We start from the raw sequence: 23,255 nt of genomic DNA on the forward strand, positions 1-23,255 counted from the left end.
ATGCCGCGCAACTTCACGCTCTTCACCGGCCAGTGGGCCGACCTGCCCCTCGAAGAGGTCTGCCGCCTCGCCCGCGACTTCGGCTACGACGGACTCGAACTTGCCTGCTGGGGCGACCATTTCGAGGTCGACAAGGCGCTCGCCGACCCGGCGTACCTCGACTCCCGGCACGCGCTTCTCGACAAGTACGGCCTGAAGTGCTGGGCGATCTCCAACCACCTGGTCGGCCAGGCCGTCTGCGACGCCATCATCGACGAACGCCACCAGGCGATCCTGCCCGCCCGCATCTGGGGCGACGGCGAACCCGAGGGCGTACGGCAGCGGGCCGCCGCCGAGATCGCCGACACCGCGCGTGCCGCGGCGGCCTTCGGCGTCGACACCGTCATCGGCTTCACCGGCTCGGCGATCTGGCACCTGGTCGCGATGTTCCCGCCCGCGCCCGAGTCGATGATCGAGCGCGGCTACGAGGACTTCGCGACGCGCTGGAACCCGATCCTCGACGTCTTCGACGCGCAGGGCGTGCGGTTCGCCCACGAGGTCCACCCGAGCGAGATCGCATACGACTATTGGACAACGCACAAGACTCTGGCGGCAGTTGACCACCGCCCGGCCTTCGGCCTCAACTTCGACCCGTCGCACTTCGTGTGGCAGGACCTCGACCCCGTCGGCTTCCTCTATGACTTCCGCGACCGCATCTACCACGTGGACTGCAAGGAAGCCCGCAAGCGGCTCGACGGACGCAACGGCCGGCTCGGCTCGCACCTGCCCTGGGGCGACCCGCGCCGCGGCTGGGACTTCGTCTCCGCGGGCCACGGCGACGTCCCCTGGGAGGACGTCTTCCGGATGCTGCGCTCCATCGACTACGCGGGCCCCATCTCGGTCGAGTGGGAGGACGCCGGCATGGACCGGCTACAGGGCGCACCCGAAGCCCTGACCCGCCTCAAGGCATACGACTTCGAGCCGCCGTCGGCTTCGTTCGACGCGGCGTTCGGCGGCAACGACTAGGCCGCATCAGCAAGTTCAGTTCAGCGAGTTCCGGGGTGACGGCGCACCCCGGCGTTACGCACCCGCCCCGTACGACCAGCCCCGTCATGGAGGCATTTCGTGCACCCGAACGCCAGAAACAGGAAGAACACGAGCCACTCGAGACGTCCGAGACTCCGCGGGGCACTCGCCCTGCTGAGCGGCGCGCTGCTCGCCGCCGCCTCCCTCACCCTCACCACACCCCCGGCCGGCGCAGCCGTCGCCGACCCGGGTGACGCCACGGCCGCCGCTGCCGAGGACTTCCAGCAAGTCACCCTCGCCAAGGGCGAACCCGAGGTCGGCGAGCCCATGTCGCTCGCCGTGCTCCCGGACCGCTCGGTCCTGCACACCTCGCGCGACGGCGAACTCCGCCTCACCGACGCGGCGGGCAACACGAAAATCGCGGGCAAGCTTGCCGTCTACTCCCACGACGAGGAAGGCCTGCAGGGCGTCGGCATCGACCCCGGCTTCACCACCAACCGCTACATCTACCTCTACTACGCGCCGCCGCTGAACACCCCGGCGGGCGACGCCCCCGAGACCGGAACGGCCGCCGACTTCGCGCCCTTCGACGGCGTCAACCGCCTCTCGCGGTTCGTTCTGAAGGCCGACGGCACCCTCGACAACGCCAGCGAGAAGAAGATCCTCGACGTCCAGGCCTCCCGCGGCATCTGCTGCCACGTCGGCGGCGACATCGACTTCGACGCGGCCGGAAACCTCTACCTCTCGACCGGCGACGACTCCAACCCCTTCCAGTCGGACGGCTTCACGCCCATCGACGAGCGCGCCGACCGTAACCCGGCCTTCGACGCCCAGCGTTCGGCCGGCAACACCAACGACCTGCGCGGCAAGATCCTGCGCATCAAGGTCAACGCCGACGGCTCGTACTCCATACCCGACGGCAACCTCTTCCCGCCCGGCACGGACAAGACGCGCCCCGAGATCTACGCGATGGGCTTCCGCAACCCGTTCCGCTTCAGTGTCGACAAGGCGACGGGCATCGTCTACGTCGGTGACTACGGCCCGGACGCGGGCGCGGCCGACCCGGCACGCGGCCCCGGCGGCCAGGTCGAGTTCGCGCGGGTGACCGGCCCCGGCAACTTCGGCTGGCCGTACTGCACCGGCAAGAACGATGCCTACGTGGACTACGACTTCTCAACTGGCGCTTCGGGCACGGCCTTTGACTGCGCCGCACCCAAGAACACCTCGCCGCACAACACCGGCCTCACCGACCTGCCTCCGGCCCAGCCCGCCTGGATCCCGTACGACGGAGCCTCCGTCCCGGAGTTCGGCAGCGGCTCGGAGTCCCCGATGGGCGGCCCGGTCTACCACTACGACGCCTCGCTCGACTCGCCGGTGAAGTTCCCGCAGGCGTACGACGGCAACTTCTTCGCCGGAGAGTTCGGCCGCCGCTGGATCAAGCGGATCGTGTCGGACGGCAGCGGCACCGTGCAGTCCATCAACGCCTTCCCGTGGACGGGCACCCAGGTGATGGACATGGCGTTCGGACCCGACGGCGCGCTGTACGTCCTGGACTACGGCACCGCCTGGTTCGGTGGCGACGAGAACTCGGGCCTGTACCGCATCGAGAACGCCACCGACGGTCACTCGCCCGTCGCCCAGGCCGCGGCCGACCGCACCTCGGGACAGGCCCCGCTCAAGGTCCGCTTCTCCTCCGTCGGTTCGTCCGACGCCGACGGTGACGCCCTCACGTACAGCTGGGACTTCGGCGACGGCGGCAAGTCGACGGCGGCGAACCCGGCGTACACGTACAAGAAGAACGGCACCTACACGGCGACCGTGACGGCCAAGGACGCCTCAGGTCGTACGGGGAGTGCGAGTGTGCAGGTCGTGGTCGGCAACACCGCACCCAAGGTGACCCTTGAACTCCCGCGTGACGGCCAGCTGTTCAGCTTCGGTGACACCGTGCCCTTCAAGGTGAAGGTGACGGACCCGGAGGACGGGCCGATCGACTGCGCCAAGGTGAAGGTCAACTTCATCCTCGGGCACGACAGCCACGGCCACCTTCTGACCTCGGCCAACGGGTGCAGCGGCACCATCTCGACCGGCGCGGGCGACGGACATGACGACGACGCGAACATCTTCGGAGTCTTCGATGCCGAGTACACGGACGGCGGAGGCGGCGGCCAGGCCTCGCTGACCAGCCACGACCAGCATGTCGCCCAGCCCAGGCACCGCCAGGCCGAGCACTACGGCAACGGCTCGGGAATCACGGTCCAGACGAAGGCCACCGCGTACGGCGGCAAGACGGTCGGCGACATCAACAACGGCGACTGGATCTCGTTCGAGCCGTATGTGCTGAGCAACGCCACGAAGATCACGGCACGTATCTCGTCCGCCGGATCGGGCGGCACCCTCGAGGTCCGCGCGGGCTCCTCGACCGGCCGACTGCTGGGCACCGCGACCGTGCCGGTGACCGGCGGCTGGGAGACCTTCCAGGACGTGAGCGCTGACCTCACCGGTGCACCGCGCGGCACCACCACGCTCTACCTCGTCTTCAAGGGGAGCGGAACCGGCGCGCTCTACGACGTGGACGACTTCACCTTCACAACGAGCTGACGGGAGGGGTGACGGGCATGCGCACATCGGCACAGATACTGACCGTGGGTGCCGCGGCCGCTCTGCTCATCGGCTGTGTGTCGGGACCGGCCGCCTCCAAGGGAGCCGACGAGAGCCGCGTCCTGGTCTTCTCCAAGACCGCCGGCTTCCGGCATGACTCGATTCCGGAAGGGATCGCGGCGGTACGTGAGTTGGGGACGGCCGGTGGTTTCGCGGTCGACGCCACCGAGGACACGGGCGCCTTCACGGCCCGTAACCTCGCCCGGTACGACGCCGTGGTTTTCCTGTCCACGACCGGTGACGTCCTCGACGACACCCAACAGACCGCCTTCGAGCGGTACATCAGGCGGGGCGGCGGCTATGTGGGCATCCACGCGGCCGCCGACACCGAGTACGACTGGTCCTTCTACGGCGGTCTCGTGGGGGCGTACTTCCAGTCGCACCCGGCCATCCAGCGCGCGACGGTCGACGTCGAGGACGGTTCGCACCCGGCGACCTCGGAACTGCCACAGGCCTGGAACCGTACGGACGAGTGGTACAACTACCGCTCCAATCCCCGCGACCGGGTCCATGTCCTGGCCTCGCTCGACGAGTCCTCGTACACCGGCGGCACGATGAGCGGCGACCATCCGATCGCCTGGTGCCAGGAGTACCAGGGCGGCCGCGCCTTCTACACCGGGGGCGGCCACACCAAGGAGTCCTACGCCGAACCAGCCTTCCGGCAGCACCTGTTGGGCGGCATCCGGTACGCCATCGGCGACGCGCAGGCCGACTGCCGCCCGGAGAACGGCTACCGGCCGCTCTTCGACGGCACGGCCGAGTCGCTGTCGGCGTGGAAGCAGGCGGGACCGGGTTCGTTCTCGCTGTCGGACGACGGCACTCTGACGTCGCACGGCGGGCTGGGGATGCTCTGGTACGCCGGAGCGGGGACCGATTCCGGGACCGACTCCGGCTTCGGGTCGTACTCGCTGAAGCTGGACTGGAAGCTGGCCGGGGACGACAACTCGGGTGTCTTCGTGGGCTTCCCGGCCTCCGACGACCCCTGGTCTGCCGTGAACAACGGCTATGAGATCCAGATCGACGCGACCGATGCCCCCGATCGCACGACCGGGGCCGTGTACAGCTTCCAGTCCGCCGACATCGAGAAGCGCGACCGCGCGCTGAACCCGCCGGGGGAGTGGAACACGTACGAGATCCGCGTGGAGGGCGAACGGCTCCGCGTCTGGCTCAACGGCGTGAAGATCAACGATTTCACCAACACCGATCCGGCACGGAGCCTGCGCGACGGGCACGTCGGCATCCAGAACCACGGGGCCGACGACGAGGTGTCCTTCCGCAACGTCCGGATCAAGGAACTGCCCACGAAGCCCTTGGCACACACGGCTTCGCCGGGCGACTGAACGGCGGCGGGCGGGAGACGCCGTACTCCCGCCCGCCGTCTCGCCCTCGCTTCTACCGGCTGATGTGTCTCCCGTCTGCGATATCTCCCGTCTGCCATTCCTCCCGTCTGCCATTTCTCCCGGCTGACGAATCTCCTGGTTGACACATCTCCTGGCTGACGTACGACAAGGAGGCTGCCCATGTCCGCGTCCCTTTCCGAATCCCGGGTGGGGGTGTGGCTGATCGGAGCGCGCGGCTCCGTCGCCACCACCGTCATCGCGGGCTGCGCGGCCGTCACCGCCGGCCTGCACGCCCCGACGGGCATGGTCACCGAGACCGACCTCTTCGCCGACTGCGGCCTGCCCGCCCTGCCGTCCCTCGTCTTCGGCGGCCATGACACGGTGGACTGCCCGCTCCCGAAACGGGCAGAGGCCCTGGTCGCCGGTGGCGTCCTCCCACACGGCCTCCCGTCGGCGATCGCGGCCGAACTGGAAGCCGCCGACCGGGAAATCCGACCCGGCGGCCCCGTCCCGGGCGACACCCGCGACCCGGCTCAACTTGTGAACGCCTTCGCCACGGACATACGGGACTTCGTACGCCGACACGGACTGACCCGGGCGGTCGTGGTGAACGTGGCCTCGACGGAGGCGGCTCCGGGTGGGGTGGCTTCTGGGGTGGCGGCTCCCCGCGGGGTGGCTTCCATGGAGGGTGCTCGTGCCGGGGCGGCCTTCACGGAGGGCGCCGGCGGCGGGGGCGGGGCTGGACTGCCGCCGAGCTCGCTGTACGCGGCGGCGGCGCTGCGGGCCGGCTGCCCGTACGTGAACTTCACCCCCTCGACGGGCCTGCACCACCCGGCGCTGGCGTCCTTGGCCGACTCCAGCGGGCTGCCCTACGCGGGGCGCGACGGCAAGACCGGCCAGACGCTGCTCCGGTCGGTGCTCGGCCCGATGTTCGCCCAGCGCGCGCTGACGGTCCGCGCCTGGTCCGGCACGAACCTCCTGGGCGGCGGCGACGGAGCCGCCCTCGCCGACCCGGCCGCCGCCGCGGCCAAGAACGCCGGCAAGGAGCGCGTCCTGGCGGACACCCTCGGCACGGCCCCCGAGGGCGAAACCCACATCGACGACGTGCCCGCCCTCGGCGACTGGAAGACCGCCTGGGACCACATCGCCTTCGACGGCTTCCTCGGCACGCGCATGATCCTCCAGACCACTTGGCAGGGCTGCGACTCCGCGCTCGCGGCCCCCCTGGTCCTCGATCTCGCCCGCCTGACCGCCCGGGCCCACGAGGCCGGCCTCACCGGCCCACTGAGCGAACTCGCCTTCTACTTCAAGGACCCAGTGGGGGACGGGCCCTCGGCACTGGGCGAGCAGTACGCGGCCTTGGCGGGGTTCGCGGGCCGGCTGCGGGGACTTGCGGGGGAGGGCTGGTGAGGTTGCGGCGGGTTACGACGGCCCGACCGGGCGCCTCTGTTGGGGAGCGCGAGCCGGCTGGGTTGAGCGAGTCGGTGGGCGTGGCTGAGGTCGGCGCGACGGCCTGGTTGACGAGGGCGAGCGCCGCGGCTGGGCTGGCTAGGGCGAGTGCGGTGACTGGATGGGCTTGGGCGAGTGCGGTCACTGGGCTGGCCAGCGAGGGCGCCCCCAGGAGGCTGGCCGGGGCGAGTGCGTCGGCCGGGTTGGCTGGGGCGGGCGGTGCAGCAGGGGTGGCCGGTGCGGGCGGTGCAGCCGGCGTGGCCAGGGCAGGCGGTGCGGCCGGGTTGGGCACGAGGGCGCGAGCGAATGCCTGGGCCTGGGCCGAACTGTTGCGCCTGCCCGCCCTGTTCACCGTCCCCGGGGACGCCCTCGCGGGGGCCGCCGCCGTCGGCACCCGCCCGAACTGCCGCACCCTTCTCGCCATCGGCTCCTCCCTCTGCCTCTACGAGGCGGGCATGGCCCTCAACGACTGGGCCGACAGAGCCGAGGACGCAGTGGAACGCCCGCACCGCCCGTTGCCCTCCGGCCGCATCCACCCGGCCGCGGCACTCGCGGCGGCCGGAGCCCTGACGGCGGCGGGCCTCGCCCTGGCAGCCCGCGCGGGCCGCCCCTCCCTCGCGATCGCCGCCCCCCTCGCGGCCACCGTCTGGGCATACGACCTCACGCTCAAACGAACCCCCGCCGGCCCTGCCGCGATGGCAACCGCGCGCGGCCTGGACGTACTCCTCGGCGCTGTGGCCACCGGCGGTACGGCCGGTGGCCGGGATCGGCTCGTCGGCGTGCCGGCGACCGGACGTGCTGCGAGCGACCCGGCCGTGCCACTCGGCGCTGTGTCGACCGCTGGCACGGCTGGGAGCCAGAGTCGGTTCGTCGGCGCGGCGACGACCGGACGTGCCGCGCCCGGGCGGGATGTGCTGCTTGGCGCTGTGGCCACCGCTGCCAGGCCTCGCAGCCGGGGTCGGCTGCTCTCCACGGAGACCACTGGGCGTGCTGCGCGCGCCGCCGACGTGCTTCTCGGCGTGACCGCCGCCTGTCGCATCGCCCGCCGCGCCCTCCCCTCTGCCCTCACGATGGCCACCCACACCCTCGCGGTGACGACGGTGTCGCGCGGCGAGACGCAGGGCGGTTCGTCGGTGGCACCGCTGGCAGGGCTGGCCACGACCGGTGCGCTGGCCTGGGCACTGTCAAACCGCCGGTCGGGCGCGGGGCGGCCGGGCGGCGATGCCTCAACGGCTCGGCACCCAGGACGCGCTGACGCCCCGACGGCGAGACGCGGCCAAGCATCCGGCGCCGCTCCAGGCCCCAGCCCCTCCCCGAACCCCGTGACAGACACCCTGCGCGAAGCCCTCACCCTCGCCTACGCAGCCACCTCCGCTCGCCCTCTCTTCCACGCCGCCCTGAACCCCTCACCCCCGCTCACCCAACGAGCCGTCGGCGGTGGAATCCGCGCCATGATCCCCCTCCAGGCCACCCTCGCCGCCCGCGCGGGTGCCCCTGTCACCGCTCTCCTGACCGCCGCTCTCGCCCCAGCGGCCCGCACGTTCGCGAGGAAGGTGAGCGTCACATGACCACGAGCCCCCGCCCCCGCCCGACCGCCCAAGCGAGCCCCGCCCCGGTGCCCCACCCCCTCCGCTTCGGCTACGGCACCAACGGCCTCACCGACCTCCGTCTCGACGACGCACTCTCCCTCCTCGCCGACCTCGGCTACGACGGCGTGGGCCTGACCCTCGACCACATGCACCTGGACCCCCTCGCCCCTGACCTGGCCGCCCGCACCCGCAGGGTGGCCCACAGGCTGGCCACGCTGGGACTTGGCGTCACCGTGGAGACCGGCGCCCGCTATGTCCTCGACCCGCGGCGCAAACACGGTCCTTCGCTCCTCGACCCCGACCCGGACGACCGTGCGCGCCGCGTCGACCTGCTCATCCGGGCCGTGCGGGTCGCCGCCGACCTCGGCGCCCACGCCGTGCACTGCTTCAGCGGAGTCACCCCGGCCGGCACGGACGAGGACACCGCGTGGAAACGCCTGGCCGAGGCGCTCGCCCCCGTGCTGGACGCCGCCACCCGCGCCGGCGTCCCCCTCGCTGTCGAACCCGAACCCGGCCACCTCCTCGCCACCCTCGCCGACTTCCACCGTCTTCGCCGAGCACTTGGCGATCCGGCTGCCCTCGGCCTCACCCTCGACATCGGTCACTGCCAGTGCCTCGAACCCCTTCCTCCCGCCGACTGCGTACGCGCCGCCGCCCCCTGGTTGCGCCATGTCCAGATCGAGGACATGCGCCGCGGCATTCATGAACACCTCCCGTTCGGGGACGGGGAGATCGACTTCCCGCCCGTGCTCGAGGCCCTGGCCGCCACCGGCTACCAGGCCCTGACCGTCGTCGAACTGCCCCGCCACTCCCACGCGGGCCCCCACTTCGCCGAACTGTCCCTCCCGTTCCTCCACCGCGCGGCCCGGGCGATCCCCAAGGGCCCCGAAGGGAGAACCCCATGAGCCACCCGCACCGCACCCAGCACAGCCCGCACGGCCCGCACAGCCAGCACGGTCAGGACAACCAGGGCGGCCCGCACAGCGAGCACCACCACGGCGGCCGACCCAGCCAGGTCGGCCACCCGGCCCAGCCCGCCCTCGCCGCCCTGCACGCCCGGCTGAACACCCACCTCGGCTCAGCCGCCCGCGCCTGGCTCGACCAGGCCCTCGACGAGGCGGCCGCCCACCCCGGCACGCACGGCCCCATCTCCGTCTGGGAGTTGCGGATCGCCGAGGCCGGGCGCCGATGCGGGCCCGAGTACGCCGACGCCGCCCGCGTGCTCCTCCTGCACGCCGCCCGCGCCGACCCGGACGCACTCACCCGCGTCTACCGCCAGGGCACCGCCGCCGAACGCCGAGCCGTCCTGCACGCCCTGCCGCACCTGGTGCCAGGCCCCGACGCACTACCCCTCGTCGAGGACGCCCTGCGCACCAACGACACCCGGCTCCTCGCCGCCGCCGTCGGTCCGTACGCCGCCGAGCACCTGGACGCCCACAACTGGCGCCATGCCGTCCTGAAGTGCCTGTTCACCGGTGTCGCCCTCGACGAGGTGGCCGACCTGCCCCGGCGCGCCCGCGCCGACGCCGAACTCGCCCGCATGCTCGCCGACTACGCCGACGAACGCGCCGCCGCGGGCCGTCCCGTACCCGAGGACCTGTACCGCGTCCTGGCCCTGACCGAGCCCACGGCCACCCCCACCGGAACGTCCGAAAGCCCCGGTGCCTCCGGAAGCCCCGGCGCATCCGCGGGACCCGGCACCTCCGGCACGTCCGGCACCTCCGGCAAGGAGTCCTGATGCGCATCTTCGACCCCCACATCCATATGACGTCACGGACCACCGACGACTACGAGGCCATGCACGCCGCGGGCGTCCGCGCCGTCGTCGAGCCGTCCTTCTGGCTCGGCCAGCCCCGCACCTCATCCGCCTCCTTCCTCGACTACTTCGACTCGCTCCTCGGCTGGGAACCCTTCCGCGCCGCCCAGTACGGCATCGCCCACCACTGCACGCTCGCCCTCAATCCCAAGGAGGCGAACGACCCCCGCTGCGTCCCCGTCCTCGACGAACTGCCCCGCTATCTCGTCAAGGACCAGGTCGTGGCCGTGGGCGAGATCGGCTACGACTCGATGACCCCCGCCGAGGACACCGCCCTCGCCGCCCAGCTCCAGCTCGCCGCCGACCACGGGCTGCCCGCCCTCGTCCACACCCCGCACCGCGACAAGCTGGCCGGCCTGCGCCGCACCCTGGACGCCGTCCGCGAGTCCGCTCTCTCCCCCGAACGGGTCCTGATCGACCACCTGAACGAGACCACCGTGAAGGAGGCCAAGGACAGCGGCTGCTGGCTGGGCTTCTCCGTCTATCCCGACACCAAGATGGACGAGGACCGGATGGTCGCGATCTTGCGCGAGTACGGGCCGGAGCAGGTGCTCGTCAACTCGGCCGCGGACTGGGGGAGGAGCGACCCCCTCAAGACCCGCCGGGTCGGTGACGCCCTGCTGAAGGCCGGGTTCGCCAACGACGACGTCGACCGGGTGCTGTGGCGTAACCCCGTGGCCTTCTACGGGCTCAGCGGACGGCTGTCTCTCGACGTGACCGGCACCGACGCGACCCACGAAGGCAACTCCATCCTTCGCGGCGGGGAGTGAGCGATGCGCTTCCGGCACCCCGACGGCTCCACCGTCCACCTCGCCTACTGCACCAACGTCCACCCGGCCGAGACCCTCGACGGCGTCCTCGCCCAGCTCCGCGACCACTGCGAACCCGTCCGCCGCCGTCTGGGCCGCGACCGCCTGGGCATTGGCCTGTGGCTCGCCAAGGACGCTGCCCACACGCTGGTCACCGACCCGTCCGCGCTGCGCGGCCTGCGCTCCGAACTCGACCGCCGCGGCCTGGAAGTGGTCACCCTCAACGGCTTCCCGTACGAGGGCTTCGGCGCCGAAGAGGTCAAGTACCGCGTCTACAAGCCCGACTGGGCCGACCCGGAGCGGCTCGACCACACGACCTCCCTGGCCCGCGTCCTCGCCCAGCTCCTTCCCGACGACGTCACCGAAGGCAGCATCTCCACACTGCCCCTCGCCTGGCGCACCGCGTACGACGACGAGCGGGCGGCGACCGCCCTCACCGCGCTGAGCACGCTCGCCCAACGCCTCGACGCCCTGCACGACCTCACCGGCCGCTCCATCCGCGTCGGCCTGGAACCCGAACCCGGCTGCACCGTCGAGACCACCACCGACGCCCTCACCCCGCTCACCGCGATCGGCCACGACCGCATCGGCATCTGCGTGGACACCTGTCACCTCGCCACCTCCTTCGAAGACCCGCACACCGCTCTGGACGCGCTCACCCAAGCCCGCGTCCCTGTCGTGAAGTCGCAGCTCTCGGCCGCCCTGCACGCCGAACACCCCCATCTCCCCGAAGTCCGCACCGCCCTCGCCGCCTTCGACGAACCCCGCTTCCTGCACCAGACCCGCACCCGGACATCCGCCGGCCTGCGCGGCACCGACGACCTCGGCGAGGCCCTGACGGGCGACGCCCTGCCCGACGCCTCGCCATGGCGCGCCCACTTCCACGTCCCGCTGCACGCGGCCCCCGCCGCGCCTCTCACCTCCACACTCCCCGTACTCCAGGCCGCGCTCGCCCACCTCGTCGGCGGCCCGCACCCGCTCACCCGCCATCTGGAGGTCGAGACCTACACCTGGCAGGCCCTCCCGCCGGAGCTGCGCCCCCGCGCCCGCGCCCACCTCGCCGACGGCACCGCCGCCGAACTCGCCCTCGCCCGCGACCTGTTGACGGACCTCGGCCTCAAGGAGCTGCCGTGAACCAACCTCCGGCACCGACACCTCAGCCCGAGCGCCTCGACGAGCACCCCCGTCCCACCCCTCTCCTCGTCCTGGACGTCGTAGGCCTCACCCCCCGTCTCCTCGACCACATGCCGCACCTCAAGGCCCTGGGACAGTCCGGCTCCCAGGCGCCCCTGGGTACTGTCCTGCCCGCCGTCACCTGCGCCGCCCAGTCCACCTTCCTCACCGGCACCCACCCCTCCGAACACGGCATCGTCGGCAACGGCTGGTACTTCCGCGAGCTCGGCGACGTACTCCTGTGGCGTCAGCACAACGGCCTGGTGTCCGGCGACAAGCTGTGGGACGCCGCCCGGCGCGCGCGCCCCGGCTACACGGTCGCCAATATCTGCTGGTGGTACGCCATGGGCGCTGACACCGACATCACCGTCACTCCCCGTCCCGTCTACTACGCCGATGGCCGCAAGGAACCCGACTGCTACACCCGGCCCCCGGCCCTGCACGACGAACTCACCGACCAGTTCGGCACGTTCCCCCTCTTCCACTTCTGGGGTCCCGGCGCCGACCTCGTCTCCAGCCGGTGGATCATCGACGCGACCCGCCACATCAACCGCACCCGCCGGCCGGACCTGACTCTCTGCTACCTCCCCCACCTCGACTACGACCTGCAGCGCTTCGGCCCCGACGACCCGCGCTCCCTCCAGGCGGCCGCGGACCTGGATGCGGCCATGGCTCCCCTCCTCGACGACGCCAAGGCCGAAGGCCGCAGCGTCGTCGCGCTCTCCGAGTACGGCATCACCCGCGCGGACCGCCCCATCGACATCAACCGCGCCCTGCGCCGCGCCGGACTCCTCGAAGTGCACACGCAGGACGGCATGGAGTACCTCGACCCGATGGCCTCCCGTGCCTTCGCGGTCGCCGACCACCAGATCGCCCACGTCTATGTGCCACGTCCAGAGGACTTGGAGGCCACGAAGGCAGCGCTCGCCGACCTGCCCGGCATCGAGCAACTCCTCGACGACGAAGGCAAGAAGACCCATCACCTCGACCATCCACGTTCCGGCGAACTCGTCGCCGTCGCGGAGCCGGACGCCTGGTTCACGTACTACTACTGGCTCGACGACGCCCACGCGCCCGACTTCGCGCAGCTCGTCGAGATCCACCGCAAACCCGGCTACGACCCGGTCGAGCTCTTCATGGATCCCCTCGACCCCTACGTCAAGGTGAAGGCGGCCACGGCTCTGGCCCGCAAGAAGCTCGGCATGCGCTACCGCATGGCGGTCGTGCCCCTGGACCCCTCACCTATTCGCGGCAGCCACGGCCGCCTTCCCCTGAGCGACGACGAAGGTCCGCTCATCATCTGCTCCACCCCCCGCGCAGTCACCGGCCGCGTCGCGGCCACCGAAGTGAAATCCCTGCTGCTCGACCTGGCCGGCCTCACCTGACGAGGCCTGACAAGCCGTGACGAGCGACTACAGAAAGTGAAGCACGCGCCACTGACAACGCGTCTCGCAGCGTGACCTGTACGCGTCTGACCTGCGTACAAGCAGCAGACCGTCCGGCATCCGCCAGCGCTGAACACCGACCCGAAAGAGAGAAGCCGTGACCGCGTTCAACGACGAATCCAGAACCGGCGAAGCCCTGCGTCGCACCCTCGGCGTCAGCCGCCGCCGCTTCCTCAGCACCTGCACCGCCGCCGCGACCGCGGCGATCGCCGCACCCGTCTTCGGCGCCTCCCCCGCCCTGGCCCAGGACGGCGACGGGGGCCAGGACCGCGGAGGCGACGTCCTCGTCCCTCCGAACAGGCGCGGCATCATCCTCTACACCGTCAGGGACGCGACAGGCCGCGACCCGCTCGCCAGCGATCTGCCCTCCGGGTTCCGCGAGGTCTTCGAGCAGCTCTCGCGCTTCGGCTACCGGCAGGTCGAGTTCGCCGGATACGGGCAGCACGCCAATGCGCCGGGCGGCGCGAGCCTGGAGTCGGTCGAGGGCGCCAAGCTGCTGCGCTCCTGGCTCGACGAGTCCGGGCTGCGGGCGCAGGGCAACCACGGCTTCATACCGCCGTCCTGGCCCTTCACCACGTCCGACCTGGACACCTTCAAGAAGCACCTGGAGATCGCCAACATCCTCGGCATGGCGCACATGGGCACCGGCGGCGACCCCACCGGCAGCGCCTACCGCGCCGACTGGGACGTGGCCGCCGACAAGTGGAACGCGCTCGGCGAGATCGCCCGCCGCGAGGGCATCAAGCTGTACACCCACAATCACGACGCGGCATACGGCTTCCTGCTCGACGGTGGCCCGCTGGACGCACAGGGCCGCCCCACCCGCAGCTCCGGTATCCGCAAGCTGGAGTACTTCCTCAAGATCACCGACCCGAAGGTGGTCTGGCTGGAGATGGACATCTTCTGGGCGCACGTGGCCCAGTACAAGTTCCACACGTACACGGCCCACGACGGCTCCCCTCAGGAGAACGTCTTCGATCCCGCGGGGCTCGTCGCCTGCCACAACAAGCGCTACCCGCTCTTCCACGCCAAGGACGGCACCGTCAACACCACCAACGGCATGGGATACGACATGGTGCCGTTCGGCACCGGCGTCATCGACTACACCACGTTCTTCACGCGCGTCGGTGCCAGGAACTACCACAACCCGATGGTCGAGCAGGACAACGCCCCGAGCGCCACCGACCCCGGACAGTCGCTGAAGCACGCGAAGATCGGTTACGACAATCTCGCGGCCCTCCGCGAAAAGCGTCACCAGTCCTGACAAACGAAACGGGCGGCCCTTCCCACGACGAGTGTCGTGGGAAGGGCCGCCCGTTGTCCGGACTACCCTCCTCAGCCGACCGGTTGCGGCTGCGGAGCCGAGGTGCCCGCCCGGGTCCGTCCCGGCTGCTTCAGCAGCAGAGCGATCGCCGCCGCCACCATTGAGATGCCGCCGGCCAGCGCGTAGGCGCCGTTGTAACCCCAGGCGGCGACCACCATGGAGCCGAGCCCGCCACCGAACAGGCCGCTGATCAGCTTGCCGCTGTACACCAGCCCGTAGTTGGTGGCGTTGTAGTTCTCGCCGAAGTAGTCCGGCGTCAGAGCCGCGAACATCGGGTAGAAGGCCCCGCCGCCGAACCCGGAGAGGAAGGCGAAGAACAGGAACAGCGACTCGCTGTGGATGTCACCGGCCCAGATCACGCCGAACTGGGCAAGACCCAGGACGACGATGACGAACACCAGGGTCTGCTTGCGGCCCCAGGTGTCGGACAGCCAGCCCACCACTCCCCGTCCGATGCCGTTGATGACGGCCATGACGCCCATCGACGAGGCCGCCACCAGCGGGCCGAAGCCCACCTCCTTGGCGAAGTCGACCTGGAAGGAGATTCCGAAGATCGACACACCCGCAGTCATGACCAGGGCGATCCACATGAGCGGCAGCATGCCGGTCCTGATGGCCTCCTTGGGCGTGTACTGCTTCACCGCGGGAGGGTTCTTGGCGAGGCTCGCGGCACCCTTCTCGGTGCCGCCGTACGTCAACGGATCGATGTCCGCCGGCCACCAGTTCTTCGGCGGGTCCTTGAAGAAGAACGCGGAGGACAGCACCACGATCATCACGTAGCAGCCGATGAGGTCCAGAACGCGGTGGTAGTTGGCCGTGTCGAACGCGTAGTTGAAGATGAAGATGAACGGCAGGGAGCCGTACGCGAATCCGCCGTTGACGAATCCCGTCTTCGCGCCACGGCGCTCGGGGAACCACTTGCCGACCATGTTGATGCAGGTCGCGTACACCAGGCCGGAGCCCATGCCGCCGATGACGCCGAAGCCCAGGATGGCCAGGAGGACGTTGCCCAGGTGCGACAGGGCGAGGAAGCCGATCACGCACATGACCGAGCCGACGTACATGGCCTTGCGGGCCGTCAGGATTCCCTTCTCCCGCAACCAGCCCGCGGGGAAGGCTATGCCGGCCTGGAAGAAGACCCAGACGCTCAGGATCCAGAAGGTGTTGCTCTGCGTCCAGCCGTGCGCGTGGGACAAGGTGTCCTCGGCCGAGCCGTACGCGTACTCGAAGACGCTGATGGCCATCATGGCTATCCATGGCAGGTACACCATGAACTTGCGTGAGTGGCCCAGGATGTCCCGGTCAGTCTCGCCGATCCGGTAGACACGTCCCCGGGAGTCGGTGACTTCACGGTATGCGCGTTTCGAGGCGTCGGGGTCGTCCGACGCGTTCTTCGCGGCGATGGGTTCCGCCGTCATTACGCCATCTCCTCGCCGAGCGGTTGCGGGTTGGGAACGATGCGCCGGGTGGCCTGCGGCCTGCCCGGGGCTTTGAGGAACAGGGCGAGAACCGCCGACGCCAGACCGATGGAGCCCGCTATGACGAAGGCACCCTCGTAGTCCCACGCGCCGACCACGACCGCGCCCATGCCGGAGCCCACGAGCCCGGAGATCAGCTTCGAGCTGTAAACCATCCCGTAGTTGGAGGCGTTGTTGTTCTCGCCGAAGTAGTCCGCCGTCATGGCCGCGAACAGCGGGAAGATCGCGCCGCCACCGAATCCGGAGACCATGGAGCAGAACAGGAAGAACGGCATGCTGCCCATCTGGCCGGAGACCAGCACACCGAACTGGGCGGAGCCCAGCACCAGACACACGATGATCAGCGTGTTGCGGCGGCCGAACCTGTCGGAGATCCAGCCGATCACACCGCGCCCGGTGCCGTTGACGATGGCCTTCAGGGACATCGCCGTGGCCACGATCCCGCCGGCGAACCCCATGTCCTTGCCGAACGGCACCTGGAAGGCGATGCCGAAGATGTTGATCCCGGCCGTGCACAGGAGACAGAACCACATCATCCAGAGGACGGGCGTTCGGGCAGCCTCCTTCGGGGTGTACTGCTTCACCGCCGGCGGGTTCTTCTCCAGTGCCCGCCGGACCCTCGGGTCGTCCGAGACCTTCAGCGGATCGGCGTGCGCCGGCCACCAGCCCTTGGGCGGGTCCTTGAAGAACCAGCCGGCGAACGCGACGACGGAGCAGCAGATCACGCCGACCATCACCAGGACGTTCTCGTAGTTGCTGAGGTCCATGTACGAGGTGAACAGGAAGACGAAGGGCACCGAGCCATAGGCGAAGCCGCCGTTGACCATGCCGGTCTTGCCGCCCTTGCGCTCCGGATACCACTTACCGACCATGTTCACGCAGGTCGCGTAGACGAGGCCGGCTCCGATGCCGCTGAACATGCCGAAGCCTATGTAGGCGACGATGACGTGCGGCGCGAACGCCAGTGAGAGGTAGCCGCAGATCGTGCCGAACGCGCCGAGCATCATGGCGTACCGCGCGGGCAGTTTCCCGCTCTCGCGCAGTTGTCCGGCCGGGAAGGCCACGGCCGCCTGGAAGAACACCCAGACACCCATCAGCCAGAAAATGTGTCCGCTGTTCCAGAGATGTGCCTCGTGCAGTGTGTCCTCGGCCGAGGTGAACGCGTACTCCGAGGAACTGATGCCCAGCATGCCCATCCAGGGGAAGAGCACCATGGTCCAGCGTGGTCGCCCCATGATGTCCCGATCGGATTCACCGATGCGGTAGACGCGGCCGTTGACGTCCGTCACCTCCCTGTAGGGGACGGACGTTGAGTAGTCGGTGGTTGTCATATCGCTCAAGCACCCCTTGCGTCGAAAGATCTGGTCAGCGCCCCCTGCCAAATGCCTTTCGTGCGCTTACGGGTCCCGGGGGCGGCCGACGCGCACCGTCGACCGCCCCCGCGCATACTCACGTCATGAACCCGCCCCCCAACAGCCCTGCCGCACGAGCCCAGCGGTACTTCGCGCCGAGTACGGCCACCGGCTTCTCGGTCGTGTACGGGTAGGCCACGACCCCCCGCTCGTACAGGTACTGGCAGGCCTCCTCGACCTCGACGTCGCCCGCGAGTGACGCCACCACGGGCTTCTCGATCCCGCGCTCGCGGAACTCGGCCACCACGCGCGCGGTGAGCTCGGCGAAGACCATGGGAGGGGTCACGATGGTGTGCCAGTAGCCGAGGACGAGCGCGTGGACGCGCGGGTCCGTAAGGCCCAGCCGGATCGTCGCCTCGTACGTCGACGGCGGCTCGCCACCCGTGATGTCCACGGGGTTGCCCGCGGCCCCGAAGGGCGGGATGAACTTCCTGAAGGACGTGTCCAGGTCCGGCGGGATCTCCATCAGGGAGAGGCCGTTGTCGGTCACCGCGTCGGACAGCAGCACGCCGCTGCCGCCCGCGCCCGTGATGATCACGACGTTGTCGCCCTTGGGGGTCGGAAGCACCGGCAACGCGCGCGCGTACTCGAGCATTTCGTTCAGCCCAGGGGCCCGGATGACGCCGGCCTGCTTCAGGATGTCGTCGTAGACGGCGTCGTCGCCCGCGAGCGCGCCCGTGTGCGAACCGGCGGCCTTGGCACCGGCCGCCGTACGACCGGCCTTCAGGACCACGACCGGCTTCTTCGGGACCGTGGCGCGGGCCGCGTCCACGAATGCGCGGCCGTCCTTGAGGTCCTCCAGGTGCATCGCGATGCATTCCGTGTGCGGGTCCTCGCCGAACCAGGTGAGCAGGTCGTCCTCGTCCAGGTCCGACTTGTTGCCGAGCCCGACGATCGCCGAAACGCCCGTCTTCGTAGTGCGCGCGAAGCCCAGGATTGCCATTCCGATGCCACCGGACTGCGAGGTCAGCGCGACGCCGCCCTTCACGTCGTACGGCGTGCAGAAGGTGGCACACACGTCGTGCCACGTCGAGTAGTAGCCGTAGATGTTCGGACCGAGGAGCCGGATGCCGTGCCGTTCGCCGATGGCCACGATCTCGTCCTGGAGTTCGGGCTGGCCGCTCTCCGCGAACCCGGAGGGGATCAGTACGGCGTTGGGGATGTGCTTGCGTCCAACTTCCTCCAGGAGTGGGGCCACGGACGGGGCGGGGACGGCGAACACCGCCACGTCCACCTCGCCCGGAATGTCCGTGACACTCCTGTACGCCTTGCGGCCCAGAATGTCGTCGGCCTTGGGGTTCACCGGATGGATCTCACCGGAGAAGCCGCCGTCGATGAGATTGCGCAAGACCGCATTGCCGATCTTGCCCTGTTCGTTGGAGGCGCCGATCACGGCGATCGACGAGGGCTGCATCAGCCGACGCATGGAGGTGAGGATCTCCTCCCGTGTGTGCGTCCGGCGCTTGGTGGGAGCCTGTTCCGCGAGGATCACGCGGATGTCCGCCGCGACGGCACCTTCCGGGGTGGCGATCACCGGGTTGAGGTCCACCTCGGCGATCTCCGGGAAGTCCGCGACGAGTTCGGAGACTCGGTGGATCTGCTCGGCGATCGCCCGCCTGTCCACCGGCCGCGCACCGCGCACCCCGCGCAGAATCTGCGCCGAGCGGATCGAGTCCAGCATCGACAGTGCCTCGTTGGCGTTCACGGGTGCGAGCCGGAACGTGACGTCCCTGAGCACCTCGACGAGCACACCGCCGAGCCCGAAGGCCACGACCTTCCCGAACGTCGGGTCGGTCACCGCGCCGACGATGACCTCCTGCCCCTGCGGGAGCAGCTCCTGGACCTGCACGCCCTCGATGCGGGCCTGGCGGTCGTACTCCCGTGCGTTCTCGACGATCTTGCGGAAGGCTGCCCGCACGTCCGACGCACCCTCGACGCCGACGACCACGCCGCCCGCGTCGGTCTTGTGCAGGATGTCCGGGGAGACGATCTTCATTACGACGGGCCCGCCGAAGCGCGCCGCGCAGGCCACCGCCTCGTCCGTGTCTCTCGCCAGTTCCTCGCCAGGGACGGCGATCCCGTACGCGTCGGCGATCACCTTGCCCTCGGGCGCCGTGAGCGCGGTCCGTCCCTCGGCCCGTACGGCGTCGAGGAGGGCCCGCACCCTGAGTGCGCGGTCCTGGGGCACCATGTCAGATCACCCCGTTCGACTTGAGCAGGCGCAGCTCTTCGTCCCCGAGGCCGAGCTCGCCGATGTAGACCTCTTCGTTGTGCTCGCCGAGCAGCGGCGAACTGGTCACATCCACGGGGGAGTCGGAGAGCTTCAGCGGGCTTCCCACGGTCATGAACTCACCGCGTTCGGGGTGCGGCACTTTCACGACCATCTCGTTGGCGACCAGCGACTCGTCCTCGATGATCTCCTTGGTGGACAGGATCGGGCCGCACGGGATGTTGTGGGAGTTGAGCTTCTCCAGCACCTCCCACTTGGGGAGGGTGGACGACCACTCCTCGATGAGTTGGAACATCTTCTCGAGCTTGGGCAGTCGGGCTTCGGGGGTGGCCCATTCGGGGTCGTCGGCCAGCTCGGGCCGTCCGACGAGTTCGCTCATCGGTTTCCAGCCGACGGGCTGCACGATGACGTAGACGTAGTCGTTCGGGCCGCCGGGTGCGCATTTGACGGCCCAGCCGGGCTGGCCGCCGCCGGAGGCGTTGCCGGACCTGGGAACCTCGTCGCCGAAGTCCTCGTTGGGATATTCGGCGAGCGGGCCATGTGCCAGTCGCTGCTGATCGCGCAGCTTCACCCGGCACAGGTTGAGCACAGCATGCTGCATGGCCACGTTGACCCGCTGACCACGCCCGGTGTTCTCCCGCTGGAACAGCGCCGCGAGAATCCCCGCCACGGCGTGAATGCCCGTGCCCGAGTCACCGATCTGCGCGCCGGTCGCCAGCGGTGGCCCGTCCTCGAAGCCGGTGGTCGACATTGACCCGCCCATGGCCTGCGCGACAACCTCGTACGCCTTGAAGTTGGTGTACGGGCCGTCCCCGAACCCCTTGATGGAGGCGTAGACGATCCGCGGGTTGATCTCGCGAATGCGGTCCCAGGTGAAGCCCATGCGGTCGACCGCGCCCGGTCCGAAGTTCTCGACCATGACGTCGGAGCGGCGGATCAGCTCGGTGAGGATCTGCTTGCCGCGCTCGGTCTTGGTGTTGAGGGTGATGCTCCGCTTGTTGCTGTTGAGCATCGTGAAGTAGAGGGAGTCGACGCCTGGGATGTCACGCAGCTGCCCCCGCGTGATGTCTCCGGTCGGCGCCTCCAACTTGATGACGTCCGCCCCCAGCCAGGCCAGCAGTTGGGTTGCCGAGGGGCCGGACTGGACGTGCGTCATGTCGAGGACGCGGATGCCTTCGAGAGCCTTCGTCACAGGTCACCTCACTTGTCCGTTGCCTTGAGCGCGCTGGCGTCGCTGGTTGTGAGCCATGCCCGGCACATTGCATACAGTCGACGGATACTGTATGAAGATTGTTATCCCGCATCCGATGGGTGATGTCCAGGGGTCGTGCAGCACTTTTAAGACAGGAGCCGAATCATGGACCTGTACGAGCACCAGGCACGAGGGCTCTTCGAGGAACACGGCATCTTGGTGCCGCGGGCCGAGGTCACGGGCTCGCCCAAGGAAGCGCGGGAGATCGCCCGCCGGCTTGGTGGCCGCGTCGTCGTCAAGGCCCAGGTGAAGACCGGCGGGCGCGGCAAGGCGGGCGGCGTGAAGCTCGCCGCCGACCCGGCCGCCGCCGAGCTCACGGCACGCCGGATCATCGGCATGGACATCAAGGGCCACACGGTCCGCGAGGTGATGCTGGCTCAGCCTGTGGACATCGAAAAGGAGTTCTACGTCTCGTACGTCCTCGACCGCGCCGCCGGACGCTTCCTCGCGATCGCCTCCACCGAGGGCGGCATGGAGATCGAGGAGGTGGCCGCGGCCAGGCCGGAGGCGGTGGCGCGCATCCCCATCGACCCGGCGGAGGGCGTGACGTCGGCGAAGGCGTCCGAGATCGCGCAGGCCGCTGGTCTGCCCCCGCAGACGGTCGACGTCCTGGTTCGGCTCTGGCAGGTGTTGACCCGTGAGGACGCCGTCCTCGTCGAGGTGAACCCCCTCGTCCGCACGGCTCAGGGGCAGATTCTCGCCCTGGACGGCAAGGTCACCCTCGACGACAACGCCCGCTTCCGGCAGGCGCGTTGGGGAGAGGAGGACGCCGGGCACGACGATCCCTTGGAGGCGGCGGCCGCGGCCAAGGGTCTCAACTACGTCAAGCTGGACGGTGAGGTCGGCATCATCGGCAACGGCGCGGGCCTGGTCATGTCGACGCTCGACGTGGTCGCCGGCTGCGGAGCCCGGCCCGCCAACTTCCTGGACATCGGCGGCGGAGCCTCCGCGCAGATCATGGCCGACGGCCTGTCCGTGATCCTTTCCGACCCGGACGTGAGGTCCGTCTTCGTCAACGTCTTCGGCGGCATCACGGCCTGCGACGCGGTCGCCGACGGCATTGTGCAGGCCCTGGAGGCCGTGCAGTTGACCAAGCCGCTGGTGGTGCGCCTGGACGGCAACAACGCCGTCCGCGGCCGCGCCATCCTCGACGACCGCGCGCACCCCCTGGTCCAGCAGGCCACCACCATGGACGGTGCCGCGCGCCGTGCCGCCCAACTCGCCAACACAAGCTGAAGGAGCGGGACATGGCCATCTTTCTCACCAAGGAGTCCAAGGTCCTCGTCCAGGGCATGACCGGCGGCGAGGGCATGAAGCACACGCGGCGCATGCTCGCGGCCGGCACGGACGTCGTCGGCGGTGTCAACCCGCGCAAGGCCGGGCGGACCGTCGACTTCGACGACCGTGCCGTGCCCGTCTTCGGGTCGGTGCGCGAAGGCATGGAGGCGACCGGAGCGGAGGTGAGCGTGGTCTTCGTGCCACCGGCCTTCGCCAAGGCGGCCGTTGTGGAGGCCGCCGACGCCCGGATCGGACTCGCCGTCGTCATCACCGAGGGCATCCCGGTCCACGACTCCGTCGCCTTCCACGCGCACGCCGCGAAGAAGGGCACGCGCGTCATCGGCCCCAACTGTCCGGGCCTGATCACGCCCGGCCAGTCGAACGCGGGCATCATCCCCGCCGACATCACGAAGCCCGGACGCATCGGCCTGGTCTCCAAGTCCGGCACCCTGACGTACCAGCTCATGTACGAGCTCCGGGACATCGGCTTCTCGACCTGCGTGGGCATCGGCGGCGACCCCGTCGTCGGCACTACCCACATCGACTGCCTGGCGGCCTTCCAGGAAGACCCCGACACCGAACTGATCGTTCTCATCGGGGAGATCGGCGGCGACGCCGAGGAACGGGCGGCCGCGTACATCCGCGACCACATCACCAAGCCCGTCGTCGGCTATATCGCAGGCTTCACCGCGCCCGAAGGCAAAACGATGGGGCACGCGGGCGCCATCGTCTCCGGCTCGTCGGGCACCGCCCAGGCGAAGAAGAACGCCCTGGAGGCGGTCGGGGTGCGCGTGGGCGGCACACCGACCGACACGGCGCGGCTGGTGCTGGCCCAGCTGGAAACGGAACGTGACGTCACTCATAGTTAATGTGGGGTGACTGTCAGAAACAGAACACTCTCACTACGTTCCTCCTTACGTACGCGACCCCTGTTCGCGCGGGCCCCACGCATCCTGCGGTTGCGCAGAAGCCAGGCCCCCCGCCCCCGACTGTGCAC

17 protein-coding genes are annotated in these 23,255 nt (G+C 69.7%); 13 read left to right on the plus strand and 4 right to left on the minus strand.

All coding sequences use genetic code 11. The features are described 5' to 3' along the window. From ACFY0T_RS07665 to ACFY0T_RS07715, 11 genes are all read left to right on the plus strand, one after another. Window positions 1–1,005 (plus strand): sugar phosphate isomerase/epimerase family protein, encoded by a 1,005-nt coding sequence (locus ACFY0T_RS07665; RefSeq protein ID WP_388865560.1) that lies wholly within the window; start codon window positions 1–3, stop codon window positions 1,003–1,005. Between the two features lie 99 nt (window positions 1,006–1,104). After that, window positions 1,105–3,603 (plus strand): PQQ-dependent sugar dehydrogenase, encoded by a 2,499-nt coding sequence (locus ACFY0T_RS07670; protein ID WP_388865562.1) that lies wholly within the window; start codon window positions 1,105–1,107, stop codon window positions 3,601–3,603. A 17-nt stretch (window positions 3,604–3,620) separates the two neighbouring features. Continuing rightward, window positions 3,621–5,003 carry a ThuA domain-containing protein gene (locus tag ACFY0T_RS07675; protein WP_388865564.1) on the plus strand — a complete coding sequence of 461 codons (1,383 nt, stop codon included), beginning with the start codon at window positions 3,621–3,623 and terminating at the stop codon, window positions 5,001–5,003. A gap of 180 nt (window positions 5,004–5,183) precedes the next feature. Then, complete coding sequence (locus ACFY0T_RS07680) at window positions 5,184–6,413, plus strand: inositol-3-phosphate synthase (protein WP_388865566.1); 1,230 nt, start codon at window positions 5,184–5,186, stop codon at window positions 6,411–6,413. Between the two features lie 296 nt (window positions 6,414–6,709). Next, a complete protein-coding gene (locus tag ACFY0T_RS07685) occupies window positions 6,710–8,020 on the plus strand; it encodes a UbiA family prenyltransferase (protein ID WP_388865568.1) in 1,311 nt (436 codons plus the stop codon). After that, the gene (locus ACFY0T_RS07690; RefSeq protein WP_388865570.1) at window positions 8,017–8,946 is read left to right on the plus strand and encodes a sugar phosphate isomerase/epimerase family protein; all 930 of its coding nucleotides are present in this window, start codon (window positions 8,017–8,019) and stop codon (window positions 8,944–8,946) included. The genes ACFY0T_RS07685 and ACFY0T_RS07690 overlap by 4 nt, the downstream gene beginning before the upstream one ends. Continuing rightward, the gene (locus ACFY0T_RS07695; protein WP_388865572.1) at window positions 8,943–9,779 is read left to right on the plus strand and encodes an EboA domain-containing protein; all 837 of its coding nucleotides are present in this window, start codon (window positions 8,943–8,945) and stop codon (window positions 9,777–9,779) included. The genes ACFY0T_RS07690 and ACFY0T_RS07695 overlap by 4 nt, the downstream gene beginning before the upstream one ends. Continuing rightward, window positions 9,779–10,627, plus strand: coding sequence for a TatD family hydrolase (locus tag ACFY0T_RS07700; RefSeq protein WP_388865574.1), 849 nt, complete (start codon window positions 9,779–9,781; stop codon window positions 10,625–10,627). The genes ACFY0T_RS07695 and ACFY0T_RS07700 overlap by 1 nt, the downstream gene beginning before the upstream one ends. 3 nt (window positions 10,628–10,630) lie before the next feature. Next, window positions 10,631–11,800 (plus strand): metabolite traffic protein EboE, encoded by a 1,170-nt coding sequence (gene eboE / locus ACFY0T_RS07705; RefSeq protein ID WP_388865576.1) that lies wholly within the window; start codon window positions 10,631–10,633, stop codon window positions 11,798–11,800. Further along, the gene (locus ACFY0T_RS07710) at window positions 11,797–13,224 is read left to right on the plus strand and encodes an alkaline phosphatase family protein (RefSeq protein WP_388865578.1); all 1,428 of its coding nucleotides are present in this window, start codon (window positions 11,797–11,799) and stop codon (window positions 13,222–13,224) included. The genes eboE and ACFY0T_RS07710 overlap by 4 nt, the downstream gene beginning before the upstream one ends. 157 nt (window positions 13,225–13,381) lie before the next feature. Then, the gene (locus tag ACFY0T_RS07715; RefSeq protein WP_388865580.1) at window positions 13,382–14,548 is read left to right on the plus strand and encodes a sugar phosphate isomerase/epimerase family protein; all 1,167 of its coding nucleotides are present in this window, start codon (window positions 13,382–13,384) and stop codon (window positions 14,546–14,548) included. Window positions 14,549–14,619: 71 nt separating this feature from the next. On the opposite strand, the gene ACFY0T_RS07720 is transcribed toward ACFY0T_RS07715, so the two are convergent. The 4 genes from ACFY0T_RS07720 to frc all read right to left on the minus strand — a co-directional run bounded on the left by ACFY0T_RS07720 (window position 14,620) and on the right by frc (window position 20,920). Continuing rightward, window positions 14,620–16,026 carry an OFA family MFS transporter gene (locus ACFY0T_RS07720; RefSeq protein ID WP_388865582.1) on the minus strand — a complete coding sequence of 469 codons (1,407 nt, stop codon included), beginning with the start codon at window positions 16,024–16,026 and terminating at the stop codon, window positions 14,620–14,622. After that, window positions 16,026–17,417: an OFA family MFS transporter gene (locus tag ACFY0T_RS07725; protein WP_388865715.1), complete on the minus strand. Its 1,392-nt coding sequence runs from the start codon at window positions 17,415–17,417 to the stop codon at window positions 16,026–16,028. Before ACFY0T_RS07725 ends, ACFY0T_RS07720 begins: the two co-directional genes overlap by 1 nt. Window positions 17,418–17,535: 118 nt before the next feature. Further along, on the minus strand, window positions 17,536–19,689 hold the full coding sequence (locus ACFY0T_RS07730) for an acetate--CoA ligase family protein (RefSeq protein WP_388865584.1): 2,154 nt from the start codon (window positions 19,687–19,689) through the stop codon (window positions 17,536–17,538). Between the two features lies 1 nt (window position 19,690). Next, complete coding sequence (gene frc, locus ACFY0T_RS07735) at window positions 19,691–20,920, minus strand: formyl-CoA transferase (protein ID WP_388865586.1); 1,230 nt, start codon at window positions 20,918–20,920, stop codon at window positions 19,691–19,693. A 165-nt stretch (window positions 20,921–21,085) separates the two neighbouring features. Between frc and sucC the strand changes: the two genes are divergently transcribed. Both sucC and sucD read left to right on the plus strand, forming a co-directional pair. Further along, complete coding sequence (gene sucC / locus ACFY0T_RS07740) at window positions 21,086–22,216, plus strand: ADP-forming succinate--CoA ligase subunit beta (protein WP_388865588.1); 1,131 nt, start codon at window positions 21,086–21,088, stop codon at window positions 22,214–22,216. Window positions 22,217–22,227: 11 nt separating this feature from the next. Next, window positions 22,228–23,127, plus strand: a complete 900-nt coding sequence (gene sucD / locus ACFY0T_RS07745) for a succinate--CoA ligase subunit alpha (RefSeq protein ID WP_388865590.1) — start codon at window positions 22,228–22,230, stop codon at window positions 23,125–23,127. Window positions 23,128–23,255 lie beyond the last annotated feature (128 nt).

The organism is Streptomyces sp. NPDC001530 (assembly GCF_042894545.1).
GTDB lineage: Bacteria > Actinomycetota > Actinomycetes > Streptomycetales > Streptomycetaceae > Streptomyces.

Coding starts and splice junctions, on each gene's coding strand:
- ACFY0T_RS07680 (WP_388865566.1), top strand. CDS start 5,184: ATGTCCGCGTCCCTTTCCGAATCCCGGGTGGGGGTGTGGCTGATCGGA.
- ACFY0T_RS07665 (WP_388865560.1), top strand. CDS start 1: ATGCCGCGCAACTTCACGCTCTTCACCGGCCAGTGGGCCGACCTGCCC.
- ACFY0T_RS07725 (WP_388865715.1), bottom strand. CDS start 17,417: ATGACAACCACCGACTACTCAACGTCCGTCCCCTACAGGGAGGTGACG.
- sucD (WP_388865590.1), top strand. CDS start 22,228: ATGGCCATCTTTCTCACCAAGGAGTCCAAGGTCCTCGTCCAGGGCATG.
- ACFY0T_RS07730 (WP_388865584.1), bottom strand. CDS start 19,689: ATGGTGCCCCAGGACCGCGCACTCAGGGTGCGGGCCCTCCTCGACGCC.
- eboE (WP_388865576.1), top strand. CDS start 10,631: ATGCGCTTCCGGCACCCCGACGGCTCCACCGTCCACCTCGCCTACTGC.
- sucC (WP_388865588.1), top strand. CDS start 21,086: ATGGACCTGTACGAGCACCAGGCACGAGGGCTCTTCGAGGAACACGGC.
- ACFY0T_RS07675 (WP_388865564.1), top strand. CDS start 3,621: ATGCGCACATCGGCACAGATACTGACCGTGGGTGCCGCGGCCGCTCTG.
- ACFY0T_RS07695 (WP_388865572.1), top strand. CDS start 8,943: ATGAGCCACCCGCACCGCACCCAGCACAGCCCGCACGGCCCGCACAGC.
- ACFY0T_RS07700 (WP_388865574.1), top strand. CDS start 9,779: ATGCGCATCTTCGACCCCCACATCCATATGACGTCACGGACCACCGAC.
- ACFY0T_RS07690 (WP_388865570.1), top strand. CDS start 8,017: ATGACCACGAGCCCCCGCCCCCGCCCGACCGCCCAAGCGAGCCCCGCC.
- ACFY0T_RS07720 (WP_388865582.1), bottom strand. CDS start 16,026: ATGACGGCGGAACCCATCGCCGCGAAGAACGCGTCGGACGACCCCGAC.